18 protein-coding genes and 1 other annotated feature are annotated in these 23,787 nt (G+C 42.9%); of the genes, 7 read left to right on the top strand and 11 right to left on the bottom strand.

Going from position 1 to position 23,787, the window contains the following annotated elements:
• Positions 1 to 177: 177 nt before the first annotated feature.
• The 5 genes from mbcS to ezrA all read right to left on the bottom strand — a co-directional run bounded on the left by mbcS (position 178) and on the right by ezrA (position 6,580).
• The gene (mbcS, locus tag ACQKL6_RS04720) at positions 178 to 1,761 is read right to left on the bottom strand and encodes an acyl-CoA synthetase MbcS (RefSeq protein ID WP_402874948.1); all 1,584 of its coding nucleotides are present in this window, start codon (positions 1,759 to 1,761) and stop codon (positions 178 to 180) included.
• Positions 1,762 to 1,909: 148 nt separating this feature from the next.
• Positions 1,910 to 2,116: a small, acid-soluble spore protein, alpha/beta type gene (locus tag ACQKL6_RS04725; protein WP_402874945.1), complete on the bottom strand. Its 207-nt coding sequence runs from the start codon at positions 2,114 to 2,116 to the stop codon at positions 1,910 to 1,912.
• Between the two features lie 82 nt (positions 2,117 to 2,198).
• Positions 2,199 to 3,410: a tRNA uracil 4-sulfurtransferase ThiI gene (thiI, locus tag ACQKL6_RS04730; protein ID WP_427650676.1), complete on the bottom strand. Its 1,212-nt coding sequence runs from the start codon at positions 3,408 to 3,410 to the stop codon at positions 2,199 to 2,201.
• Positions 3,407 to 4,555 (bottom strand): cysteine desulfurase family protein, encoded by a 1,149-nt coding sequence (locus ACQKL6_RS04735; RefSeq protein WP_402874940.1) that lies wholly within the window; start codon positions 4,553 to 4,555, stop codon positions 3,407 to 3,409. Before ACQKL6_RS04735 ends, thiI begins: the two co-directional genes overlap by 4 nt.
• Before the next feature lie 321 nt (positions 4,556 to 4,876).
• Positions 4,877 to 6,580 carry a septation ring formation regulator EzrA gene (ezrA, locus tag ACQKL6_RS04740; protein ID WP_427650677.1) on the bottom strand — a complete coding sequence of 568 codons (1,704 nt, stop codon included), beginning with the start codon at positions 6,578 to 6,580 and terminating at the stop codon, positions 4,877 to 4,879.
• 168 nt (positions 6,581 to 6,748) lie between these two features.
• Between ezrA and hisJ the strand changes: the two genes are divergently transcribed.
• On the top strand, positions 6,749 to 7,561 hold the full coding sequence (hisJ, locus tag ACQKL6_RS04745; RefSeq protein ID WP_402874934.1) for a histidinol-phosphatase HisJ: 813 nt from the start codon (positions 6,749 to 6,751) through the stop codon (positions 7,559 to 7,561).
• Here the strand turns inward: hisJ and refZ are convergent.
• Positions 7,554 to 8,210, bottom strand: coding sequence for a forespore capture DNA-binding protein RefZ (gene refZ, locus ACQKL6_RS04750; protein WP_402874931.1), 657 nt, complete (start codon positions 8,208 to 8,210; stop codon positions 7,554 to 7,556). The two genes, hisJ and refZ, sit on opposite strands and share 8 nt — an antisense overlap.
• 151 nt (positions 8,211 to 8,361) lie before the next feature.
• Between refZ and ACQKL6_RS04755 the strand changes: the two genes are divergently transcribed.
• Positions 8,362 to 8,841 (top strand): GAF domain-containing protein, encoded by a 480-nt coding sequence (locus ACQKL6_RS04755; protein ID WP_427650678.1) that lies wholly within the window; start codon positions 8,362 to 8,364, stop codon positions 8,839 to 8,841.
• Positions 8,842 to 8,884: 43 nt separating this feature from the next.
• On the opposite strand, the gene ACQKL6_RS04760 is transcribed toward ACQKL6_RS04755, so the two are convergent.
• The gene (locus ACQKL6_RS04760) at positions 8,885 to 10,759 is read right to left on the bottom strand and encodes a sensor domain-containing diguanylate cyclase (protein ID WP_402957750.1); all 1,875 of its coding nucleotides are present in this window, start codon (positions 10,757 to 10,759) and stop codon (positions 8,885 to 8,887) included.
• A gap of 481 nt (positions 10,760 to 11,240) precedes the next feature.
• On the opposite strand from ACQKL6_RS04760, the gene rpsD reads away from it, so the two are divergent.
• Entirely contained in the window at positions 11,241 to 11,843 is a 603-nt protein-coding gene (gene rpsD / locus ACQKL6_RS04765; RefSeq protein WP_402874922.1) for a 30S ribosomal protein S4, read from the top strand.
• A gap of 93 nt (positions 11,844 to 11,936) precedes the next feature.
• Here the strand turns inward: rpsD and tyrS are convergent, their stop codons facing one another.
• Positions 11,937 to 13,193: a tyrosine--tRNA ligase gene (gene tyrS, locus ACQKL6_RS04770; RefSeq protein WP_402874919.1), complete on the bottom strand. Its 1,257-nt coding sequence runs from the start codon at positions 13,191 to 13,193 to the stop codon at positions 11,937 to 11,939.
• 72 nt (positions 13,194 to 13,265) lie between these two features.
• Positions 13,266 to 13,485: a binding site (T-box leader), on the bottom strand.
• Positions 13,486 to 13,625: 140 nt separating this feature from the next.
• Between tyrS and ACQKL6_RS04775 the strand changes: the two genes are divergently transcribed.
• Complete coding sequence (locus tag ACQKL6_RS04775) at positions 13,626 to 16,514, top strand: transglycosylase domain-containing protein (RefSeq protein ID WP_402957752.1); 2,889 nt, start codon at positions 13,626 to 13,628, stop codon at positions 16,512 to 16,514.
• Between the two features lie 77 nt (positions 16,515 to 16,591).
• On the opposite strand, the gene acsA is transcribed toward ACQKL6_RS04775, so the two are convergent.
• Positions 16,592 to 18,310: an acetate--CoA ligase gene (gene acsA, locus ACQKL6_RS04780; protein WP_427650679.1), complete on the bottom strand. Its 1,719-nt coding sequence runs from the start codon at positions 18,308 to 18,310 to the stop codon at positions 16,592 to 16,594.
• A 322-nt stretch (positions 18,311 to 18,632) separates the two neighbouring features.
• Between acsA and ACQKL6_RS04785 the strand changes: the two genes are divergently transcribed.
• The 3 genes from ACQKL6_RS04785 to ACQKL6_RS04795 are packed head-to-tail and all read left to right on the top strand — an operon-like array spanning position 18,633 to position 21,115.
• On the top strand, positions 18,633 to 19,265 hold the full coding sequence (locus ACQKL6_RS04785; RefSeq protein ID WP_402874910.1) for a GNAT family N-acetyltransferase: 633 nt from the start codon (positions 18,633 to 18,635) through the stop codon (positions 19,263 to 19,265).
• A 28-nt stretch (positions 19,266 to 19,293) separates the two neighbouring features.
• Complete coding sequence (locus ACQKL6_RS04790; protein WP_402874907.1) at positions 19,294 to 19,944, top strand: acetoin utilization AcuB family protein; 651 nt, start codon at positions 19,294 to 19,296, stop codon at positions 19,942 to 19,944.
• The gene (locus tag ACQKL6_RS04795; RefSeq protein WP_402874974.1) at positions 19,937 to 21,115 is read left to right on the top strand and encodes an acetoin utilization protein AcuC; all 1,179 of its coding nucleotides are present in this window, start codon (positions 19,937 to 19,939) and stop codon (positions 21,113 to 21,115) included. The genes ACQKL6_RS04790 and ACQKL6_RS04795 overlap by 8 nt, the downstream gene beginning before the upstream one ends.
• A gap of 91 nt (positions 21,116 to 21,206) precedes the next feature.
• Here the strand turns inward: ACQKL6_RS04795 and ccpA are convergent, their stop codons facing one another.
• Both ccpA and ACQKL6_RS04805 read right to left on the bottom strand, forming a co-directional pair.
• Complete coding sequence (ccpA, locus tag ACQKL6_RS04800; RefSeq protein ID WP_402874904.1) at positions 21,207 to 22,208, bottom strand: catabolite control protein A; 1,002 nt, start codon at positions 22,206 to 22,208, stop codon at positions 21,207 to 21,209.
• A gap of 342 nt (positions 22,209 to 22,550) precedes the next feature.
• Positions 22,551 to 23,627 (bottom strand): bifunctional 3-deoxy-7-phosphoheptulonate synthase/chorismate mutase, encoded by a 1,077-nt coding sequence (locus ACQKL6_RS04805; RefSeq protein ID WP_402874901.1) that lies wholly within the window; start codon positions 23,625 to 23,627, stop codon positions 22,551 to 22,553.
• Positions 23,628 to 23,787 lie beyond the last annotated feature (160 nt).

Here is a 23,787-nt window from a genome sequence, read left to right on the forward strand (position 1 = left end):
GAAATATTGCAGACATCATTTTTCCATAAGAAGCCTGCCTCTCCCTAACTTGCCGATCTTCTTTAGCACGTAAGTTTCCCATAATATGCAGTAAGTGTATCACCTCATTTGATTTAATCCCACATTTTTGCTTCACTAAAAAAACGCCAGCACAATGGCTGACGTTCGAGTTTCCTCCTACTTTTCCAGGAGTCTTTCTTCCATTTTACGTAAGTCGACCCGCTTGATCTTACCGGACGTCGTTTTAGGAAGTTCCTTTAAAAATTCTATTTTTCTAGGGTATTTATAAGGAGCCGTCATGTCTTTCACATGTTGCTGAAGCGTCTTTATTAAATCTGGACGATGAGGGTCTACACTATCAATCAAGACAATGTATGCTTTAACAACACTCCCCCGCACTTCATCCGGACTTGCTACGACTGCACATTCTTTCACGAAGGGATGCTTAATGAGCGCATCTTCGACTTCAAAGGGCCCGATTGTATACCCCGAACTGATGATGATATCATCGGAACGGCCTTCAAACCAGAAATAACCTTCTTCATCTTTCTTAGCCTGATCCCCTGTTACATAATAGTCACCGCGAAATTGTCTCGCCGTGCGTTCCGGATCCTTAAAATACTCTTTGAAGAGGGCAGGCGTATCCACATGCACCGCGATATCCCCTACCACGCCAGGAAGACATGGCTTTCCGGCATCATCGATGATCTCGACATGATTTCCTGGAGTCGGTTTGCCCATTGAGCCCATTTTAATTTCCATGCCTTTTATCACACCGACCAAAAGCGTATTTTCCGTTTGGCCATATCCGTCACGCACTTCGATGTTAAAATGATTCTTAAACACTTCAAACACCTTTTGATTTAACGGTTCCCCGGCCGATACAGCGCTATGGAGAGCAGATAAGTCATAATCATCGAGATTATCCACTTTCGCCATCAGACGGTATTCTGTAGGCGTACAACAAAGGGCATTCACTTTGTAATCCTGCAGCAACTGCAAATACTTCTTCGGTTCAAATCTCCCATGATATGCAAGCCCAGTTGCACCGGTCCCCAGGACTGCCAGGAACGGACTCCAAATCCACTTCTGCCACCCGGGTCCAGCGGTTGCCCAGACGACATCTCCCTCGCTAATTCCCAACCAGTTTGCCGCCGATGTCTTTAAATGGGCATAAGCCCAACCATGTGTATGTACAACTCCCTTAGGATTTCCTGTCGTACCTGAAGTATAGGATAAGAAGGCCATATCCTCACTTTTCGTATCAGCCAAAGCAAGCTGTTCGGACTCATCTTCAGCTAATCCATTCAAATCATGCCACCCATCCACTTGTTGTCCTATCGAGAATTTCAAGAGATTTTCTGTTTCTTTAATTTCATTGAATTCATGGGTGTATTCATGATAACTGACAATGCCCTTTACATCACCGTGATTGATCCGATATTTTAAATCTTTTGCACGGAGCATCTCGGAGCAAGGAATGACAACCACCCCGATTTTAAGGGCGGCTAAATATACTTGATACGCTTCAACTAAACGAGGGATGATGATCAGAACCGTATCCCCTTTTTCCAGTCCCATTTTTATAAAGACATTACCGAATTTATTTGCGCTTTTTAATAAGTTCTCATATGTAAGTTGTTTTCTGTGCCCGGTTTCGTTTTCCCAAAGTACTGCCACTTTTTCCGGATTTGATGCAAAACGTTCCATTTCACTCACTAAGTTGTAATGTTCCGGAGCCAATAATTCTTCACGCTTCATTCTCTTCTCCTCCATTCATGAACTCTTAGTACCTACTCATTATACAAGATACTTCCCCATTTTAATATCTTAACGATGTTTTTTTCTGAAATAAAATAAAGAGAGCGGGGGAACCCCCGCTCTCTGCAGCCATATTTATTCAATTATCTTATCGTCTGAATCCGCCGCCTAATTGTTGTTCAGCCATTTGAACTAGACGCTTTGTAATTTCTCCACCCACTGATCCGTTAGCGCGAGAAGTTGTATCTGCACCAAGTTGCACACCGAATTCTGAAGCGATTTCGTATTTCATTTGTTCTAGAGCTTGTTCTACTCCAGGTACCAATAAGTCGTTTGAGCTGTTGTTGTTTGCCATGTGTTTTTCACCTCCTTGTGATTATAGAGTGTGTTAAAACACATGGCTTCATTCCTACTTATTTATTGGTAATTGTAGGGTTTTAAAAGAGGTCTTCCAGCGCTTCATTATCGTCGAAAAACTGTCCAGGTTGGACCGTCACAATCTCTGTGTCGGATACCGCTTTTTCAATCAATGTTTCGAAGTCCACGAAGCTTTCATAATAATTGACTTTTTCGCGTTTCGGCTTTGTCTTCGGACTTGCCGGTGTGAAGACCGTACAGCAATCCTCGAATGGAAGGTTCGAAATTTCAAATGTATCCAGCTCTCTAGCCATTTTGATGATTTCCGTTTTATCCATTGTGATTAACGGACGAAGAATGGGCGTATTCGTCACTTCATTGATGGCATACATACTGCTCATCGTCTGACTTGCTACCTGTCCAAGGCTTTCACCCGTGATCAGTGCCATTGCATCTTCTTTCTCACGAATTTTGTCCGCAACACGCATCATTAAGCGGCGTGTTGTCGTCATGGAGTAGTTCTCCGGGATCTGTTTCTGGATCAGTAACTGGATTTCCGTGAATGGTACGATATGGACCTTCATACTGCCACTAATTTCAGCAAGCTTCCCTGCGAGGTCTATCACCTTTTGGCGGGAACGTTCACTTGTGAAAGGAGGACTGTAAAAGTGGATCGCTTCCACATCCAATCCACGTTTCATTGATAGGAATCCGGCAACAGGACTGTCGATTCCACCTGAGAGCATCAACATTGCTTTACCACTTGAACCAAATGGCAGACCGCCGGCTCCTGGAATGATTTCACCTGTTAAATACACTGCTTCCCGTCGCACTTCCACAAGTAAATTCAGATCTGGGTTTTTTACATCCACTTTTAAATCTTCGGTATTACGAAGCAAATGACCGCCTAGCGCCCGATTTATTTCATCCGTATTGTATGGAAAATCCTTATCGGACCGTTTTGTCGTAATTTTAAATGTAGCGACTTCCCCAAGTGTATTGTTCAAATAATACAAAGCCGCATTTTTCATCACTTCCAGGTCCCGTTCAATTTTAACCGCGGGGCTCAAGGACTGAATGCCAAAAATCCCTTTCAATCGTTCTATGACCGGCTTGTGATCGACCCCATTTAACAGGACATACATCCGTTCCCGATTCGAAGTCAACTGCACGCCCTCGATATCCTTTAAACTCCAGCGGACATGTGCCTTCATCTTGTCCACGAAGCCTTTGCGGTTTCTTTTCTTCGTCGAGATTTCGCCGTAGCGGATAATTATATGATCAAATTTCATTTCGCAACCCTCATTATTTTTTCTAAATTAGCGACTATTTTCTGGATCGCTGCCAGGACTTTCTCTGCTTCTTCCAATTGATTACTATAAGTGGTGCTAATCCGAATCACGCTCTCGGAACGGACGGAGTCATGAAACATCGCTTCCACCGTTTTGCTTGACGTCCTTTTTTTAGAAGAACAGGCACTTGTAGTCGAGACAACTATTCCCTCAGCTTCAAGAGCATGAAGCAATACTTCCGACTTAAGACCGGGCACGGAAAAATTCAGGATATGAAGAGCCCCATTTAATGGGCTGTTTACCAAGACTCCATCCATTTTCATAAGGCCCTCGTATAAATAATCCCGGATTTGTTGCATCTTATCATGATACAGCTGTTGATTGTTCATACTAATGCGAAAAGCTTTGGAAAGAGCGACAATGCCGGCCACATTTTCTGTGCCACTTCTTATTTTCGTCTCTTGATTGCCTCCATGGAACAAGGATTGAATACGGACACCATCGCGGATATAAAGGATGCCCGTTCCCTTCAACCCATGAACTTTATGGCCAGAAATGGAACAGAGGTCTATATTACTTTCCCTTATTGGCAAATCAACCTTACCGGCTCCCTGTACATGGTCAACATGGAAAAGCGCTTTTGGGTAACGTTTCAGCAAGCTACCGATCTCCGCAATGGGCTGAATGGAACCCACTTCGTTATTCACATGCATGATCGATACTAAAATCGTATCTTCCCGTAATGCGAGTTCAAGGTCGGAGAGTGAAATTCGACCTTGCTCATCGACAGGCAAGTAGGTCAATTCAAATCCCTGTTCCTCCAAAGAGTGGCATGCATCACCGACGGATGGATGTTCAATGGCCGTCGTGATGATATGTTTCCCCCGGTTAGCGTACGCCTGTGCCACCCCTTTGATCGCCAGGTTATTCGATTCCGTCCCACCGGACGTGAAATAAATTTCCGAGCTTTTCACCTTTAGCAATTCAGCCATCTGCTTTCTAGCTGCAGACAATAATTTTTCGGCCTGCACTCCAAGCCCATGAAGGGAAGATGGGTTACCGAAATAATCAGTAGACACCTTTATGAATGACTCAATCACTTCTGGATATGGTTTTGTTGTTGCACTATTATCAAAATAAATCATGGTTTCACCTTCCATGTTCTTGTATCTATGATGTAAATCGTCTTTAGTCCGTTTCATATGTTGCACTTGCAACTTCTAATTTTAACATAATTGAAATTGAAAGAGAATGGAAACACCTAGGTAAACAAGTTACCCCCATCTTTTCGCTTGCTTCATCCTTTCCCTCCGCTTTTTAGCCATCCTGAGGCTTATATGGAGCATGACATTACAATCTTGATTAAATAAGCCTCTCGGGATTTAAAAACGTTCTGAAGGGCCTTCAACCAAGCCTCGCTATCATCTACTTTGTGATCACACGAAAAAACCCGCCATAGCGGGTTTTCAGGAAAGAACTTCTTCTAGATTCGCTCCGATTTTTCGTAAGCTGCCTGGGTCGACCTTTTCAATCGCGGTGGCAGCCGTTTCCAATGCAGCTTGATACTCATAGCTCCTGAATTTGGCTTCAGCTTGTCTCAAGCTTTCAGCAACCGTCTCATGACTGCTACGGTACCGATTACCGAATTGAATCACTTTTTCTGCGAGATACATATGTTCAATGAGTTCATGTGCCTTATCATAAACCTTGTTGACCTGTTCAACGGCTTTTTCTAGGTAGATATAGACAGCGGACATATCAAGAGGTTTTTCCTCCAGTTTGCTTTGAACGTCACTCACGCTTTCCTTAGCATCCTGAAGCACCAATTTATACTCTTCAGGCAGACCGGGAATGTTGCTCTTGGTAATCAATCGGCTGGTTTCGATCATTTTCCGTTTCAAATCGGCCAGTGAGTCCCTTGCATCCATTTCATCTTTTCTTAAATCCTGTAATTTAATACTGAAGTCCTTTTGGCTTTCTTGCAATTCGTTCAGCTGTTTGGCAAGGCTTTGCATTTCTTCACTGATCAGCGAGCTCGCCATTACATTATCTTCAATTTTCAAGACAAGCAATTGATAGCGTTTGGAAATCTGGGCAATTTGCTTTTCCATCTTCCGTTGTGCTTCCAATTCATTTTCAGTGAGATGATACGTTTCTTGAACATGCACGGTTTCTGTTTTTTGCTCATCGATTTCTTCTTCAAGGTCATTTATCATATTCCGGAGCACTTCATCATTCTTCAGGATGTACTGTTTGGAAAGCACTTCTTTCTCCAGTAGGTCGTATAGCACCTCAATGCTTTCCCTGACATCCTTGATTCCCATTTCAACCGCTTCCGTTTCTGCATTTTCCAATTGTGTCTTATATAGGTCCAGTTCATTCTCCAAACGGGAGATTTCCTGTTCGAATTGGATATGGCTCAATAGATAACCCTGACCGGCCATCTCCTGATATCCGTCTTTCAATTCACTAAGATGCGAATGTAACTCGGATTGGCTATCAACCAATAACTTAGGGAGCATTTCCATTTTCGTACCCAGGACAGTGAGCTTTTCCTTTATGGAAAGGACAAGTTCCCTCGCATTTAAATAGTTCCCATTGACCGTTTCTTCCTCATACTGCTGGAGGATCTGCAATACCTCATCAAGGGAGGATTCAAGCTTATCCGCCGCTTTCCCATAATTATGACGATGGGCAAGCAATGTCTTTTTCAATTGGCGATACGTTTCTTTTATGTCCTCAATTTCCACTCGGTTCTTTTCTTCACTGCCAACAAGTTCATTCAATTCGTACAAGATTTTTTTGATCATTTCTTCAATTTCATCGAGTTTTAACGTAATTTGTCGCTGTGTCTCTTTCGAACGGCTGAAACGGAATTTATCGACAAATTCCTCCGCATCGAACAAGAGCTCTTCAACTTTCGGCATATGATCCGTAATGATGGCATCCCATTCCACGCGCCAGTTTTCGAACATTTCTTCTGTTTCACCTGTCATGTTCAATTGTTTGACTTTGGATAGTTCTTCTAAAACGGGGCGATGCAAGATACTGATCTTCCAGGATTCAAGACGATCGATTTCCTTGAAGTATTTCTTTTTGTAAAAATAGCCCCAAACTATGAAAATTAAAAATAACACGATTATTATTCCAAGTATGTATATGAATACCATGGTAAGCCCCCTGTTCTAATCCTTACAGCCACGCTCTTTTATATATAAATGTAAAAAATGTTCAATTTAATGCTTTTATGATACCATGTTAGCAATAATTTTTGACGAGAAAAATATAATTTTTGTAGAAAATTGCTACAAATACCGTTTATATGGGAGGGAAAGAACATGAAATCTGATAGACATGTGCATACTTCGTTTTGCCCACACGGTTCAGCGGATACATTTGATGATTATATTACAAGGGGAATTGAACTCGGATTAAAGGAAATTACGTTCACGGAACATGCACCTTTACCACCGGGTTTTCAAGATCCGACCCCTGAAAAAGACAGTGGAATGGATCCCACCCTGCTTCTTGATTACTTTCAAGAGCTTCATGTATTAAAAGAGCATTACAAAGACAAAATCCTCATTAAAAGAGGCCTGGAGGTTGACTTTATAGAGGGATTCGAAAAGGAAACAAAAGAATTCCTCAATGAAGTCGGCGAATTCCTAGATGACAGCATTCTTTCCGTCCATTTCATCAAGCAGGAACAGAACTGGCACTGCATCGATTTCAGTGATGCTACATTCCGTTCGATTGCGACCGAATTAGGATCCATCGATGCTGTATATGCCAAATATTACGATACCTTAGAAAAATCAATTCGTGCTGATCTAGGAATCTATAAACCAAAACGAATCGGGCACATTACCCTTGTTCATAAATTCCAGCATCGATATCCGCCTGAAAACAATTTTGACGACCGCGTATACCGAGTTTTGGGTTTAATCAAGGAACAGGGGTATTCACTTGATTATAACGGAGCTGGTTTCGTAAAACCACTTTGTGGTGAGCCTTATCCTCCGGAGCGCTTTGCCAGACGGGCCATGGATCTCGGCATCCCGCTCGTTTATGGTTCCGATGCTCATCAAGCCAAGGATTTAGGACAGGGTTTCGAGTCGCTCATTCCGGAATTCAAGGGCTCATTCAAGTAAACATTTCGGGTCTTCCCGCTAGCAGGGGTTGCAGCTCTTCCGAAATGAATAATGTATCTTCCAGGAACCGACCGACTTCCTCTGCATATAGATTCGTATAATAGGCTTCCTGAGGGAACACATGCAGGACTTCCATTGCATAATGGGTATGAAGGACCGGCGCTGTTAATAGGCCTTTTAACTGCAACATGAACATGGGGATGGAAACCGAATGGAAGTTCCTGCTTTTAATCCCTTGTTCCAGAATATATTGAAAGTAAGATTTTTCTTTTGTAAAATAGGTCGAATGAATTTCACGGTTCAAGTTGGAATCAAGTGACGATTCCCCATAGATGAATCGGGCCGCCAAAAAATTCTTTCTCTGAAACGTAAGGATATCCTTCACTAGATTCATCAGGCACTCTTGTGGACCTTTAATCTCCAGTTGTTCCATATTCCTTTCAAGGACTAGAAGGTATTCTTCTAAATAGGAAATGAAGCAGAACTCCAACAGTCCCTGCTTATTCTTGAAATAGTAGGCAATATTGGCAGCATTCACTTTTGCTTTATTGGCGATATCCCGTATGGATGTTGCATGGTAGCCCTTTAAATGAAATAAATGTAGGGCAGCTTCCACAATAGCTTGTTTCGTTGGCGTCTGGCGATTCATCGGCAATCCCTCGCTTTCTTTGAGACAAGTCTTGTGGATTAATTCTGTATGAAACCGGCCAACTCCTTTAGTAAGTTCTCGACAATTTCTCTTCATCCAGTGGCTTGTCAAGAAAGTCCTGTAATATAATGCGGAAGACAGGTGAATCCTTTTGTTTAATGTCGAAATGTATCAAGGAAATAAAGTAGAAAACTATGCGCTCGTACAAAAACAGCTCATAGCCCTTATCGAAGATGAACCGAACATGATTGCCAACTTAAGTAATGCATCCGCCTTGCTCAACCAATTCTTGGGCGAAATCAATTGGGTTGGATTTTATTTACTCGAAAAAGACGAATTGGTCTTAGGTCCTTTCCAAGGCCTTCCAGCGTGCGTCCGCATTCCAATCGGCAAAGGTGTATGTGGGACCTCAGCAGCTGAGCGGAAAACCATGAGGGTTGAGGACGTCCATCAATTCCCGGGACATATTGCCTGCGATGCTGCCACGAGATCGGAAATAGTCGTCCCGCTCATGAAGGATGACAAGCTAATTGGCGTGCTTGATATCGACAGCCCGATCACAAACCGATTCGATGAAAGCGATCAGCAAGGGTTGGAGAAAATAACGGACATCCTTTGCAACTATTTATAGAAACAAGACGAAGGGGAGTGACAATGTCACTCCCCTTCGTCTTTTAAAGTCGCCATTCCTTTACATTCACCCTATTTTTCCCGGAGTTCTTCGCCATATACAACGCTTCATCCGCCCGTTTGAATACTTCCTTAACGTTATCGAACTGCTCTTTTGCCCAGTAAGAGACGCCACAGGAAATGGTCACTTTCGGACTGGATTCCTCCCCAACCTTATCTTTTAAACGTTCCGCAATCTTGACGCCAGTTTCCAAGGGTATGCGTGGGAGGTAAATGGCCATTTCTTCGCCACCCCACCTAGCCCCTATATCTGTATCACGGATGTTATGCTGAATGAGATTGGCAACCTGGATGAGGATATCATCCCCAACTTGGTGCCCATACGTGTCATTCACTTTCTTAAAGTTATCAATGTCAATAAGGATGAATGTCCCTTCTTCATCCACTTCCATCGACTGGGACATCTTATCATCGAGATAACTCCTTGAATATAGCCGAGTCAGATGATCTGTTATGACCATCTTTTCCAATTCTTCACGGAGCATGGAATTCGCCATGGCCAAACTTGAATGATGTATGAGTGATTGCAAAAGTTTGAACATTTCAAAGGAAAAGAAATAGGGTTCTTCGTGTAATACTAAGGCAAACCCCTTAACATCGTTGCTTTCCATCATCGGAACAGCCATCAGGGAGTGATACCTCACATCAACACCCGGGCATTTCACGCTTAAGTCCCCTATAAATAATGATTCCTTGTCTTTATCAATCTTGTCTTTCATGAATGATACATACAGTTCCGATTCCTCTGAATCAAAAAAATCAGAGCTTCCTGTCAATAAATTCACGTTTTCCCCTGGCAGAAGCAAGATAAAACCTGTCTGGTCTGCGTCAAAGGACTTCATGATTTGCTGTTTCATATACTCCATCGTCTCACTTAAGCGTAGATTGGAATTCAAATGGTGAGATGTTTCGTTAATCAACTGCAAATCCGATACGAGACGTTTCGATTGCTGATACAATTGGGCATTTTCCAGGGCACTTCCGGCAGTATTCGCCAATAACGCAATGAACTCGATTTCGCTTTCAGGAAACATGAGCGTGTTAGGCGCAATGACTTGCAAAACCCCATATACCCCCTGTTTACCTTTTAGAGGTGCATATAAGATAGAATGATCGTCAGAGGGGTGATCATCGAATTGTATGGTGCCTGTTACATAAGCTTGCAGGGCCGCCACATTCTCGCTATCATATTCTAGATCCTTAATCGGCAGATTTTCATGACTATCATTATCATGGGAGAGAAGCAGGAAATAATCAAAGGTTGGATACACGGTATGCAAGGTCGAAATGATTTCTCCCAGGACCGCATCCATATTCATCGAAGAATGGAACTTTTCCGTGACCTTGAACAACCGTTTATTCCGTTTCTCCTCGACTGACATCTTGGAAATTGATAAAGCCGATTTCAAGATGGTTGCGAATTCTCCTGCAAAATCAGTCCCTTGCTCCTCTGTCAGACTCCTGAAAGAAATCCCCTGTTCTTTCAGGGCTATCAATCCGTTGACCTTCCCCTGATCCCAAAGAGGAATGATCGTTTGGAAATCTCGGAAATCCTTCGGCATAAATACAAACGATGCTTCGTCATTCTTATTTTCGTTCATTGCCTTCTCAATATGTTCCTGTGCGGGCGCCTTCATAATATAGTCCTCAACACTGCCTGTCGAAGCCTCTTTATAATATTGTAGCTTCCACTCATCAAATTTAAAGAAAGATACCTCTTCCATATAAAGCTGCTCTTTTGTCTCTATTAAAAAACCTTCTAAAAACTTCTGGAAATGGAGGTCCCCTTCCGAACTTTTCATATGCTGAAAGAAAAGTATCCTTAATTCATTCAATAACTGCACTGTTTTAATCTTCATCTCCATCATCCCTATATCACAGCCTATTTTTAAGCAAACTTATAAATACGAAATATTTAAAAAATATTAGTCCAAAAGAACTACATGTAATCAAGATCATACCATATCTCCCTGAAATAATGGAAACGATTGACAATATTCATTTTAGGTTATTACTTTATTATAACGCTTCTACCCTGAAATTTCTCCCTTATTCTAGTATTTTTTATAAGATTTTGAATTTCATTCTCTACCTAAATCATAATTATCATCCGATTCCGCTTGACTCACTTGGCAGAGTATTATACAATATTCCTTGTGTAAAATATTGCAGCCTATGTGACAGCCTTTATGTTCTCATTTTGTTCCTCCATACAGAGGTGTATCTCGTAACTCTCTGCTGCTAGGGCGAAGGTACATGAAAACAAAATGGTCATGATTGTTCATTCACACACGGTTTTTATTTTACCAAAATAAAAACATTCGAAGGAGGAGTCATCCTATGGCTCGTTATACTGGCCCAAGCTGGAAACTATCCCGTCGTTTAGGGATTTCCCTAACAGGTACTGGTAAAGAATTAGAAAAACGTCCTTACGCACCAGGACAACACGGTCCTAACCAACGTAGAAAAATTTCTGAATACGGAATGCAACTACAAGAGAAACAAAAACTTCGTCACATGTACGGAATCACTGAACGTCAATTCCGTTCAATGTTCGACCGCGCTGGCAAAATCAAAGGTGTTCATGGTGAAAACTTCATGGTTCTTCTTGAATCACGTCTTGATAACCTTGTTTACCGTCTTGGTTTAGCTCGTACACGTCGTCAAGCACGTCAACTTGTTAACCACGGTCACATCACTGTAGATGGAAAACGCGTAGACATTCCTTCTTACAAAGTGTCTCTTGGACAAGTAATCAGCGTTCGTGAAAAATCACGTAACTTCTCAATCATCAAAGAATCAGTTGAAGCGACTAACTTCGTTCCTGACTTCCTTACTTTCGATGCTGAGAAATTAGAAGGTACATTCACTCGTTTACCAGAACGTTCTGAATTGCCAGCTGAAATTAACGAAGCTCTTATCGTTGAGTTCTACTCTCGTTAATACCTTCGGAACCTCATCCTTGGATGGGGTTTTTTTATGCTTGGAATTCAATACAAATAAAAGCCGGCTGGGATTCAGCCGGCTTTCTCTATCTTATTTCACTAATGTGTATTTCTTTTTCCCACGACGTATTAGGATGAATTCCCCTTCAATCTTAGCCTCTTCGTTTACTATATATTGTAAATCAGTGACTTTTTCTCCGTTGATGGAGATGGCTCCATTCTGGATATCTTCACGTGCTTGACGTTTAGATGGAGAAATCTTCGCTTCTACAATTAAGTCCACTAACGAAATATCTTCGTCACTTTCACGTTCAAAACTTGGAAAATCTTTAAACCCGACTTTAATTTCGGCCGCACTTAGATTCTTCACGTCACCACTGAATAAAGCAGCAGAGATTTTGATCGCTTGATCTAGAGCTTCTTGACCATGGATCATCCGTGTCATTTCTTCTCCTAAAGCTTTTTGCGCTTTACGTAAGTGCGGTTCGGTTTCCATGGATTTCTCTAAGTCCTCAATGACTTCACGCGACAAGAATGTGAAGAACTTCAAGTATTTCACGACATCAGCGTCCGCTGTGTTAATCCAGAATTGGTAAAATTCATAAGGTGTCGTTTTTTCTGGATCCAACCAGATTGCTCCGCCTTCCGTTTTCCCAAACTTCGTGCCATCCGCTTTAGTTACAAGTGGAATTGTCATGCCGTATGCTTTTGTCTCTTCATCATGCGACTTGCGGATCATTTCAAGTCCTGTGGTGATATTCCCCCACTGATCGCTTCCACCAATTTGCAGCTTACAGTTATGATTGTCGTACAAGTGGTTGAAATCAATGCCTTGTAAAATTGTGTACGCAAATTCAGTAAAGGAAATTCCTGTTTCCAAACGAGAAGCAACCGTATCTTTGGCAAGCATGTAATTCACACCAATATATTTTCCATAATCACGCAGGAACGTCACCATATCAATTTTGCCGATCCAGTCATAGTTATTAACCATCACTGCACCATTTTCACCTTCAAATTCGAAGATTTGGGAAAGCTGTCCCTTAATGCAGTCTGCATTATAAAGAACCTTTTCCAACGTTTGCAGCTGTCTTTCTTCTTTCTTACCACTTGGATCTCCGATGAGACCAGTCGCTCCGCCCACAAGCACAACAGGACGGTGTCCATGCTTTTGGAACCGGCGCAATGTTAAGAATGGAAGCAAATGCCCAATATGCATGCTATCTGCAGTTGGATCCACCCCGCAATATAGGGAAATCTTCTCTTTATCCAAAATATCCTTGAGTCCTTCTTCATCCGTTTGTTGGTACATGATTCCCCGCCACTCGAGATCCTTAAGTAATTCCATTCCATTTTTCCTCCTTCATATATATCCTGAAAATTTCCGCAAAAACCATACAAAAACGCCCCTTCATATAAATGAAGGGACGAATAAATTCGCGGTACCACCCAACTTGAGGACAAAAATATGCCCTCCGCTCGAGACGAATAACGGTCGTCACCCGTTTGTCGCTACTAATTTAGGTTCACAACAAATGCTCAAGGAAGTAATTCATCTCACTATTTGTACCGGTTTTCACCAACCACCGGCTCTCTAAAACAGGGATAGCTTAACTACTGGGTCCTATCATCGCTAATTCAATAAAGATAATACTAAATTTTTATCATACCTGCCGTACATTGTCAACAGCACCCTAGCTGAAGCCAGAAAAATGTAGAAGTTTCCTTTTTACCTAGATGTTATATGCTATAATATATGTGATTTCAGGGGGTTGATACGATGAATAATAATCAAAAAGATAGAATTCAATCGGCATGGAAACAAGTGAACCGATTTTTCAAAAGTGAAAAAACAATAAGGAATGCCAGAGTCTCCTACCAAGTGGTTTGGAATTTGACATTGATCGTAATTATTGTTGGAATTCTAGGCTTTTCATTCGCCGGTGGTGTTGGAGCCGGCTATTTCGCTGCCCTCGTCAAGGATGAGCCAGTGCGCTCAAAAGAAGATTTAAAAAAGGATATTTATAATTATGAAGAGACCTCTGAGATATATTTTGCAGATAAAGTATATCTAGGCAAGCTCACAAGCGATCTTGAGCGTGAAGAAGTGTCCATCGATAAAGTTTCCGATCACCTGAAGAATGCCGTCATCGCTACGGAAGACGAGTACTTTTATGAACACGATGGCGTTGTACCAAAAGCGATTCTCCGGGCGGTTTATCAAGAATTTTCGAACGCGGCCGTCCAATCCGGGGGAAGTACGTTAACACAGCAACTCATCAAGAACCAAGTGTTGACAAACGAAGTCTCCTTCGAACGAAAAGCAAAAGAAATTTTACTAGCACTCCGGGTGGAAAAGTTCTTTGAAAAAGAAGAGATATTAGAGACTTACCTAAATGTCTCCACTTTGGGAAGAAATTCATCAGGCAGAAACATTGCTGGTGTCCAAGCAGCAGCGGAAGGGATTTTTGGTAAAGACGCCAAAGACTTGAATCTCGCACAATCTGCTTTCATTGCCGGGTTGCCACAAAGTCCTTTTGGCTATACTCCCTATACGCAACAGGGAGAGATCAAGGATGATCTCGAACCAGGCATCAACCGGATGAAAACCGTATTGAAAAGGATGCACAGCAACGGATACATAACAAAGAAACAATACGAAAAAGCCAAAACATACGATATCACAAAAGACTTTATTGGCAAGAAAACATTACCTACCGAGAAATATCCATGGCTTACCTATGAAATTGAAAAACGATCTATCGATATCCTATCAGTCTACCTTGCAAAAGAAGATGGATATGAAGAAAAAGATTTAAAAAATGATGATTTGCACGAGCAATACCTAGCGCTAGCAGATCGAAACTTGCGTCAAAACGGCTATAAAATCTATTCGACCATCAATAAGAAAATCTATAATAAAATGCAGAAAGTGACGAAAAACTACCCGAACTTCGGATATGATAAAAACCAAACCATCATCGATCCCGATACGAAAGAATCGAAAATCGTTCAGGAACCGGTTGAGACTGGTGCCGTCCTCATCGAAAACAAGACAGGTAAAATCATCAGTTTTGTCGGCGGACGAGACTTTAAACGGGAACAGACCAACCATGCAACCGCAGCACTCCGCCCAAATGGATCGACGATGAAGCCGCTTCTCGTATTTGGCCCAGGCATCGATCTCGGGAAGATCTCACCAGGAAGCGTGACGTCCAATGTCCCTGTCTCCATACCGGATGGAAGCGGAAGGTTATGGAAGCCTAGGAACTACGGCGGTGGAAGCCTTACTGGTATAGCGACAGCCCGGGAGACTCTAAAGAACTCGTATAATATCCCGACCGCGCTATTTTATATGAAAATTCTTAACCAGAATCCTGTTTCCTATTTAGAAAAAATGGGCTTCACAAGCCTATCCAAATCCGATTACAGCAATCCATCCCTGTCTTTGGGCGCAATGACAAATGGCGTAACCGTAGAAGAAAATGTCAATGCCTATACCACTTTTGCCAACTCGGGTGAATTCATCGATGCCTACATGATCGATAAAATCGAATCCAAAGACGGCGAAGTCATCTACCAGCATAAAGTGAAGCCAGTTGAAGTTTTCTCACCACAGGCTGCCTACTTGACACTTGATATGATGCGGGATGTCGTAAACAGCGGTACGGCCGCTTCCGTCAAAAACCGCCTTGCCTTCTCCAGTGACTGGGCTGGCAAGACCGGGACCGGACAGGATTATAAGGATGCATGGTTCGTAGCCACTAACCCGAATGTGACGTTCGGCACTTGGATTGGTTATGATACACCTAAATCTTTGCAAGGAACATACAATGGCCTCCAGTACAATAACCGTAATATCTATTATTGGGCCGACTTAATGAATGCTGCCTATGAAGTGGATTCGAAGCTGGTGGATCCTGACAAACGCTTTGAAATGCCTGGGGGAATCGTCAGTCGTTCCTTCTGTGCAGCAACAGGACTTCTGCCATCAGACTCCTGTCAAAAAGCAGGGCTTGTTAAGACAGACTTATTCATTTCAAACCAAGTCCCAGCTAAAGGCGACGCTAGTTTGATAGATGGTCAATATGTTTCAGTCGGAAGCAGACGTTATGCTGCCCTTTCAGAAACACCAAGTGAATTCACAAGTGGAGGGTTTATGTTGGATCCCAAGTCCATTGATGAAATCGGATTAAAATACGTGGATGATCCCGGCGCCTTGATACCAGGTGGCGAGAAATGGGGAGATATCGCGGGTACAAGTGCGACGCTCAACGATAATGGAAAAGTGCCCGATCCCCTTTCCGTCACGGTGACTGATACGATCATTACCTGGGGTCTCCATCCTGAAGGAGATGTGGTTGGCTATCGCGTTTACCGTAATGGACAGAAAGTCGCCAGCATCAGTGCCGGTTCAGATTTGGTCTATAAGGCAAGTGCTGATGGAGGTTCTTATTACGTAACCGCCGTAGACATTGTCGGGAAAGAATCCGCTCCATCACAAAGCGTTCAGACTGTCGCTAAAAAGTCGAGCACCTTCGTGAATAAGAAGGATACGGAAACTGATTCCAGCGATCAAGAAAAAGACGAAAAAAAAGAAGATACAAAAGATAAAGATCACGACATTACTGATAAAGTCGAAAAGGATATAGCGGAAGAAGAGGAATGAAACACCCCTGCTTCCCATCTGAAAAAGAGGCAACCGGGAAGTTTCCGGTTGCCTCTTTTTTTGATAATGTAGCACTTTTAGTCTTCCATGGATGATAAATCACCAGTCGGCAAATCCAGTTCCCAAGCTTTCAGGACACGACGCATGATTTTACCGCTTCTGGTCTTAGGAAGCTTATCACGGAACTCGATTTCACGAGGTGCTGCATGGGCCGCCAATCCATGCTTCACAAATTGCCGGATTTCATCTATTAATCCATCATTCGCAACATACCCATCACGGAGGGCAATGAATGCTTTAATAATCTCGCCACGGACTGGATCCGGCTTTCCAATGACCCCTGCTTCCGCAACGGCCGGATGCTCAAGCAGCTTACTTTCCACCTCAAACGGACCGACCCTTTCACCAGCTGTCATGATGACGTCATCGACACGACCTTGAAACCAGAAGAATCCCTCTTCATCCATGAAGGCAGAGTCCCCTGATACATACCAGTCACCTGGCATGAAGTACGATTCAAACTTCGACTCATTATTCCAGACCGTCTTCATCATGGATGGCCACCCTTTTTTAATAGCAAGGTTCCCCATTCGATGTGGAGGCAGTACGTTTCCTTGATCATCCACGATAGCCGCCTCCACGCCTGGAATCGGTTTACCCATCGAACCGGGTTTGATTTCCAGGCAGGGGTAATTACAGATAAGCTGGGCGCCAGTCTCCGTCATCCACCACGTATCATGTATGCGTCGATTAAATACTTTCATTCCCCAACGCACCACTTCAGGATTCAACGGCTCCCCTACACTAAGGACATGACGAAGTGAACCCAAATCGAAACGTTTGACGATCTCATCCCCTGCCCCCATCAACATCCTGAAGGCAGTCGGTGCGCTATACCAGACCGAAACCCCGAATTCCTCAAGCGTCTTGTACCATGACTCAGGCTTGAAACGACCACCTACGACCACATTTGAAGTACCGGTTAGCCATGGTCCGAAAATACCATAGGACGTCCCTGTCACCCATCCGGGATCCGCTGTGCACCAATATACGTCATCCTCCTGTAAATCGAGGACCCATTTAGCCGTTTGATAATGCTGGATCATCGCATTATGTACATGAAGCACCCCTTTTGGCTTACCCGTTGACCCGGATGTGTAGTGAAGAATCAATCCATCTTCACGATCCACCCATTCAATGTCAAAGTGCTTGTCGGCTTCTTTTACTTTTTTATTGAAGTTATGGTATTTCCCTTCCTCCTGGATGTTCTCCCCCACTAAGAAAATATGTTTTAAATGGGGCAGGTCGTCTACCGGTACACGAGGCAACAATTCAGGTGTCGTCACCAATACGCTCGCTTCACTGTCTTCAAGGCGATCCCGCACCGCCCCCTCCATGAAGGCTTCGAATAGTGGCCCGACGACAGCTCCCGTTTTGATTGCACCGAGCAACGCAAAATAAAGTTCCGGGGACCGTGGCATGAAAATGAAAACGCGGTCTCCCTTCTTCACTTCAGCAAGGTTCTGAAATACATTGGCCGCTTGGTTTGTGTATTCTTTCATTTCCTTAAAGGTATACTTCTCGTTTCTTTTTTCATCTTTAAAATAAAGGGCGATTTTATTCTTTCTGTATGTCTCAGCATGTCGGTCAATGGCTTCATAAGCAAGGTTCACTTTTCCGGTTTCGGACCAGGAGAATTCCTTCTCCGTTTCAGACCAGTCAAAATGCTTGTACTTCTCATCGTAATTCACTAAATTATAATTGCCCCGCACTGCTGGTAGCGCTTTCATATTCATACAAATAATCCCCCTTCTTTTTGCTTTATAGCTCTTATTATAGTATAAAAAACTATTTTTCTCAATTTTTAAAATATTTACCTTTTTATAAATTCAAGGAAAATATTTCTTGATATTTTTGAACATTCAGGGTAAATCTTGGTATAGTTAGTTAGGAATGGCTTTATCCTTTCATTCTTCAGGCTCAACTGTAACAAAAGGTTTAAAAATGAGAGAGCTTTCATCATCTTGTCACTTGTTTTTTATGTATAATTTATGTAAGGTTTCCATCTATTTGGATGATCAGTATACAAGATTGGTATTTTACTAGGGTGGTGAAGAAATGGAATATAGCAAGACCTATTACAAAAAAGAACTCCAGACATCAAGCGGAACACTTCTGATTGAAGGGCCGCTAACCGGAGAAATGATGGCCGGATACGATTTTCATGAAGACTTGGTCGCCTTTCGCCCTCCTGCACAACAGCATAAGGCATTGATTGAAATCGCCGATTTACCTGAGGGCCGAATCTTTATAGCCCGCGAGGAACGGACCATCGTTGGTTATGTGACTTATCTATATCCCGACCCATTGGAGCGCTGGTCAGAAATCAAGATGGATGACCTGATCGAGCTTGGTGCAATTGAAGTCATTCCCAAATACCGTGGTGCCGCTGTAGGAAAGAATTTAGTTCAGCTGTCTACGGAGGATGATTCGGTAGAGGACTTCATTATCATCACGACTGAATATTATTGGCATTGGGATTTGAGGGGGACGGGATTGAACGTTTGGGACTATCGAAAGGTCATGGAAAAAATGATGAGTGCTGGCGGGCTGGTTTATTATGCAACGGATGACCCGGAAATCAGTTCACATCCAGCAAACTGCCTGATGGCGCGTATAGGAAAGAGAGTGCCTCCGGAGTCCATCGAAAAGTTTGACCAATTACGATTCATGAATCGTTTCATGTATTAAAGAGGCGAGTAAAGAGGAGGAACTACGTATGATTGTTGAAAAAATAATGAATGAAGATGTCATTGCCTTAACACCAACAGATACCATTCATAGTGCTGTCTTAATCTTAAAAGAGAAACGGATTCGCCATATCCCAATTGTCGATGAAAGCTTTCACCTCGTCGGATTAGTTAGTGACCGTGACATACGAGACGCTTCTCCTTCTATTTTCCGCACCGAAGAATACAAAAAGGATTTAGAAAAATCACTGGGAAGTATCATGAAAACCGATATCATCACAGGACATCCCCTGGACTTTGTAGAAGAGATTGGTGCCGTATTTTGTGAAAATAACATCAGCTGTCTTCCCATCCTAAAGGAAAAAAGGTTAGTGGGCATCATAACCGGAACTGATTTGCTTCATTCTTTCGTTGAACTGACGGGAGTCAATCAGCCCGGTTCCCAAATTGAAATCAGGATTCCCAATACGGCGGGAACGCTACACGACATTACCTCCATCTTCAAATTGCGCAAAGCGAACATTCTGAGCACGCTTGTCTATCCCGAAAAAGATGAATCCGATTACAAGATTCTCGTTGTCCGGGTACAAACCATGAATCCATTCATGGTCGTGGAAGACTTAAAGAAAGAAGGCTATACCGTTTTATGGCCTTGCCTGCCAGGTGCGTCTCATGACTGATCAATCCTTGTTTGTCTATTCCGATGAATTGCTGACCTACAAATTCAATGACGAGCACCCATTCAATCAAAAACGGCTTCAGCTCACGCTGGACCTCCTAAAAAAACACCATGCCATCCGTGAAGATCAGATCATCAAGCCGCGAATGGCGACCGATGAGGAATTACAACTGGTTCATGACCAGCATTATGTAAACGCTGTCAGACTGGCTGGACAGGGAAAGCTTCTTCCCGAAAAAGCGGGAAACTATGGTTTAGGTACAGAAGATACCCCCATCTTTCCTAATATGCACGAAGCAAGTGCCCTGCTTGTTGGCGGAACCCTTACGGCGGTGGATGCCGTCATGACTGGTCAGTCCCTACATGCCCTTAACCTTGGCGGGGGGCTCCATCATGGTTTTCGAGGCAAAGCTTCAGGCTTTTGCATTTATAATGATAGCTCGGTCGCGATTAAATATTTACAAAAAAAATATGGTGCACGCGTCCTCTATGTCGATACGGATGCCCATCATGGTGATGGTGTACAGTGGTCCTTTTATGATGACCCTGAAGTCTGCACCCTTTCCATCCATGAAACGGGACGCTATTTGTTTCCCGGTACAGGCAATATCAATGAACGGGGGCAGGGCAAAGGCTATGGCTATTCGTTCAACATCCCGGTGGATGCATTCACGGAAGATGAATCATGGCTCGAATGCTATACAGCCGCATTCAAGGAAGTGATTGAATTCTTTAAGCCAGACGTCATCTTGACGCAAAACGGTGCTGATTCTCATTATTATGACCCACTCACCCACTTGTCGGCTACCATGAAGATTTATAGGGAAATCCCGAAATTAGCGCATGAAATGGCCCATAAGTATTGTGAGGGGCGCTGGATTGCCGTCGGTGGCGGTGGCTACGATATCTGGCGCGTCGTACCACGCGCCTGGTCCAGGGTCTGGCTCGAAATGACCAATAATGATATATCTGGACCCTTATCAAGGGAATGGATCGACACGTGGCAGCCTGAGGCTCCTGTGACCCTTCCGGATGAGTGGGATGACCTACAGGATATTTATGAACCCATTCCCCGGAAGCCGGCCATTACCGAGAAAAATGCCCAAACGCTCGAAAAAGCGCTCTACCCCATCCGTTCTAACAGACAAACGACCACCAGCACGGAGGATTAAATGGCCAAAAAAAGAGTGTTTCCAGTCTCCATTTCAAGACAAGTTTCACCTTATGAAAAGAGAGTGCCCATAAGGACACTCTCATACTGGATTATTTCGTTGATTGACGTTTTTCGATGCGGTGCGGCAGAATCACTTTTTCTTGCCCCTCCACCAATTCCTGATTCATCAATTTAGTTAGCAACCTCATGGATACGGCCCCGATATCGTATAAAGGCTGAACGATGGTCGTGATCTGCGGGCGGACCATCAAGGTTAACCGTGTATTGTCGAAGCTGATTACCTCAAAGTCCCCTGGTACATTAAACCCTTTATCCTGAGCGGCATGAACGATGCCAAGTGCCATTTCATCGGCTCCGACTATGATTGCTGTCGGCCGATCTTCGGCTTCAAGAAACTTATCAAATGATTCAATTCCTGAATCATATGTATAATCGCCTTCCACCAGTAAACTTTCATCGAAAGAAAGCCCCGCTTCTTTCAATCCCTGTTTGTAACCAGTTAATTTCTTCTCATTAATAGGCGCGGACAGATTCCCGCTCACATAACCTATTCGCTTGTGGCCATTTTTGGCAAAGGACATCACGGCATCAAACGCTGCCGCTTCATAATCAATATTGACCGATGGCACTTGCCCGCTTTCTTCGACGGAACCGGCCAATACGATGGGAACCGGTGAGTTCTTAAACTCCTTGACATGCTCGTCCGTGATGTTTCCACTCATGAATACGATACCATCTACTTGTTTACCTAGCATCGTATTCAATAAATGAAATTCCTTATCTATGTTTTCATCAGAACTGCTGAGAATGATATTGTATTTATACATGGACGCTATATCTTCAATACCACGTGCCAACTCCGCAAAAAAGATGCTGGAGATATCCGGAATCACGACACCTACCGTCGTTGTCTTCTTGCTGGCTAGCCCACGTGCCACTGCATTAGGGCGATACCCTAACCGGTTAATCACATCTGCGACTTTTTTCCTTGTCGCAGGTTTAACATTCGGATTCCCGTTTACTACGCGAGAAACGGTGGCCATCGAAACATTTGCTTCGCGGGCCACATCATAAATGGTTATATTATTCATTATTACATTCCTCCATTTGTTTCATTTTTTCCAATAAAGCATCAAATATTTCAAAGAAGATTCTATTATACGTATTTTTCTTATACGGAAAATTAATCGGTTAACGGAAGTCTTTCTATTAATTTTTATATAAGCATAGCTTATATAGATATCTTCATTATGTATGATTCTAACTCAGAACAGTCCTCATCTTTTAACTTATCATACGATAGTAGAATGCTTCCTGCAATCCAATAGTGTCTTTTTCAGGACTTTTTCTGCAAAAACAAGTATTTTACCATTAAAAAAAGCCCTTGCCAAGATGGTAAGGGCCGAATGTACATATATTTCAAATATTCTTTCTTAAACCGTTACCCAGTTCAATCGTTTAATTTCGTTATAGAAATCATCAAATTGCTTGAAGTCCATCTGCTGTGCAGAATCAGATAAAGCAACAGAAGGATCTGGATGAACTTCCGCCATCACTCCATCTGCACCAATGGCAAGAGCTGCTTTAGCCGTTGGAAGAAGAAGGTCACGACGTCCGGTAGAATGGGTTACATCCACCATGACAGGTAAATGCGTTTCTTGTTTCAAGATCGGAACAGCAGAAATATCAAGCGTATTTCTTGTTGCTTTTTCGTACGTACGGATACCACGTTCACAAAGGATGATGTTTCCATTACCCTGCGACATGATGTATTCCGCTGCATGGATGAATTCTTCGATCGTAGCTGCAAGTCCACGTTTTAGAAGGACTGGTTTGTTTACGGCACCTGCCGCTTTCAATAAATCGAAGTTTTGCATGTTACGTGCACCGATTTGGATGACATCGATATGTTCAACCGCTGCTTCCATATCATTTGCACTTACGATTTCACTGATGACTGCCAAACCATATTCATCTGCAACCCGCTTAAGGATCTGTAATCCCTCTAAACCAAGTCCTTGGAAGTCGTATGGCGATGTACGCGGTTTGAATGCACCACCACGCATAAGCTTCAGGCCTTTTGCTTTGATGACTTCAGCAACTGCAGCCGTTTGTTCATAAGATTCCACGGCACATGGACCGAATACGAAACTAGGAATCCCGTTCCCGATAAGTTCACCTTTGATGTCGATGATTGTATCTTCCGGTTTTTGTTTTCTGGAAACAAGAAGCGTCTTCTTCTGATCATCTTTTTGAAGTTCTAAGCCTAATTTAAAGATTTCCTTGAAGATATGTTTAATCGAACCTAGGTCAAGAGGACCTTGATGATTCGCTTCAATAAGATCCAACATGATTCTTTCACGGACTGGATCGTAGCGGTTTACGCCCTGTTTTTCTTTAACGCGGCCGATTTCCTGTACTAGTCCCGCCCGTTGATTAATCAGTTGCAATAACTGAAGGTTTACATCATCCAATTGATTACGCAATCCATCAAGCTCTCTATTGCTCATTCCAAATCCATCCCTTCGATTTTAAAAATATCAACGATTTCACGATGGAAAACCCGTACTTTTTACCTGTTCGAATTTTCACTCATTTCAATCGATAATTTAAGCTATGAAAATTTTATAATAATTCATGTATAATTAAAAACAATTATAAATGAAATTC

The organism is Peribacillus sp. NPDC097197 (assembly GCF_050278025.1).
Taxonomy (GTDB): Bacteria; Bacillota; Bacilli; order Bacillales; family DSM-1321; genus Peribacillus.

Coding starts and splice junctions, on each gene's coding strand:
- mbcS (WP_402874948.1), bottom strand. CDS start 1,761: ATGAAGCGTGAAGAATTATTGGCTCCGGAACATTACAACTTAGTGAGT.
- ACQKL6_RS04725 (WP_402874945.1), bottom strand. CDS start 2,116: ATGGCAAACAACAACAGCTCAAACGACTTATTGGTACCTGGAGTAGAA.
- thiI (WP_427650676.1), bottom strand. CDS start 3,410: ATGAAATTTGATCATATAATTATCCGCTACGGCGAAATCTCGACGAAG.
- ACQKL6_RS04735 (WP_402874940.1), bottom strand. CDS start 4,555: ATGATTTATTTTGATAATAGTGCAACAACAAAACCATATCCAGAAGTG.
- ezrA (WP_427650677.1), bottom strand. CDS start 6,580: ATGGTATTCATATACATACTTGGAATAATAATCGTGTTATTTTTAATT.
- hisJ (WP_402874934.1), top strand. CDS start 6,749: ATGAAATCTGATAGACATGTGCATACTTCGTTTTGCCCACACGGTTCA.
- refZ (WP_402874931.1), bottom strand. CDS start 8,210: ATGAATCGCCAGACGCCAACGAAACAAGCTATTGTGGAAGCTGCCCTA.
- ACQKL6_RS04760 (WP_402957750.1), bottom strand. CDS start 10,759: ATGAAGATTAAAACAGTGCAGTTATTGAATGAATTAAGGATACTTTTC.
- rpsD (WP_402874922.1), top strand. CDS start 11,241: ATGGCTCGTTATACTGGCCCAAGCTGGAAACTATCCCGTCGTTTAGGG.
- tyrS (WP_402874919.1), bottom strand. CDS start 13,193: ATGGAATTACTTAAGGATCTCGAGTGGCGGGGAATCATGTACCAACAA.
- ACQKL6_RS04775 (WP_402957752.1), top strand. CDS start 13,626: ATGAATAATAATCAAAAAGATAGAATTCAATCGGCATGGAAACAAGTG.
- acsA (WP_427650679.1), bottom strand. CDS start 18,310: ATGAATATGAAAGCGCTACCAGCAGTGCGGGGCAATTATAATTTAGTG.
- ACQKL6_RS04785 (WP_402874910.1), top strand. CDS start 18,633: ATGGAATATAGCAAGACCTATTACAAAAAAGAACTCCAGACATCAAGC.
- ACQKL6_RS04790 (WP_402874907.1), top strand. CDS start 19,294: ATGATTGTTGAAAAAATAATGAATGAAGATGTCATTGCCTTAACACCA.
- ACQKL6_RS04795 (WP_402874974.1), top strand. CDS start 19,937: ATGACTGATCAATCCTTGTTTGTCTATTCCGATGAATTGCTGACCTAC.
- ccpA (WP_402874904.1), bottom strand. CDS start 22,208: ATGAATAATATAACCATTTATGATGTGGCCCGCGAAGCAAATGTTTCG.
- ACQKL6_RS04805 (WP_402874901.1), bottom strand. CDS start 23,627: ATGAGCAATAGAGAGCTTGATGGATTGCGTAATCAATTGGATGATGTA.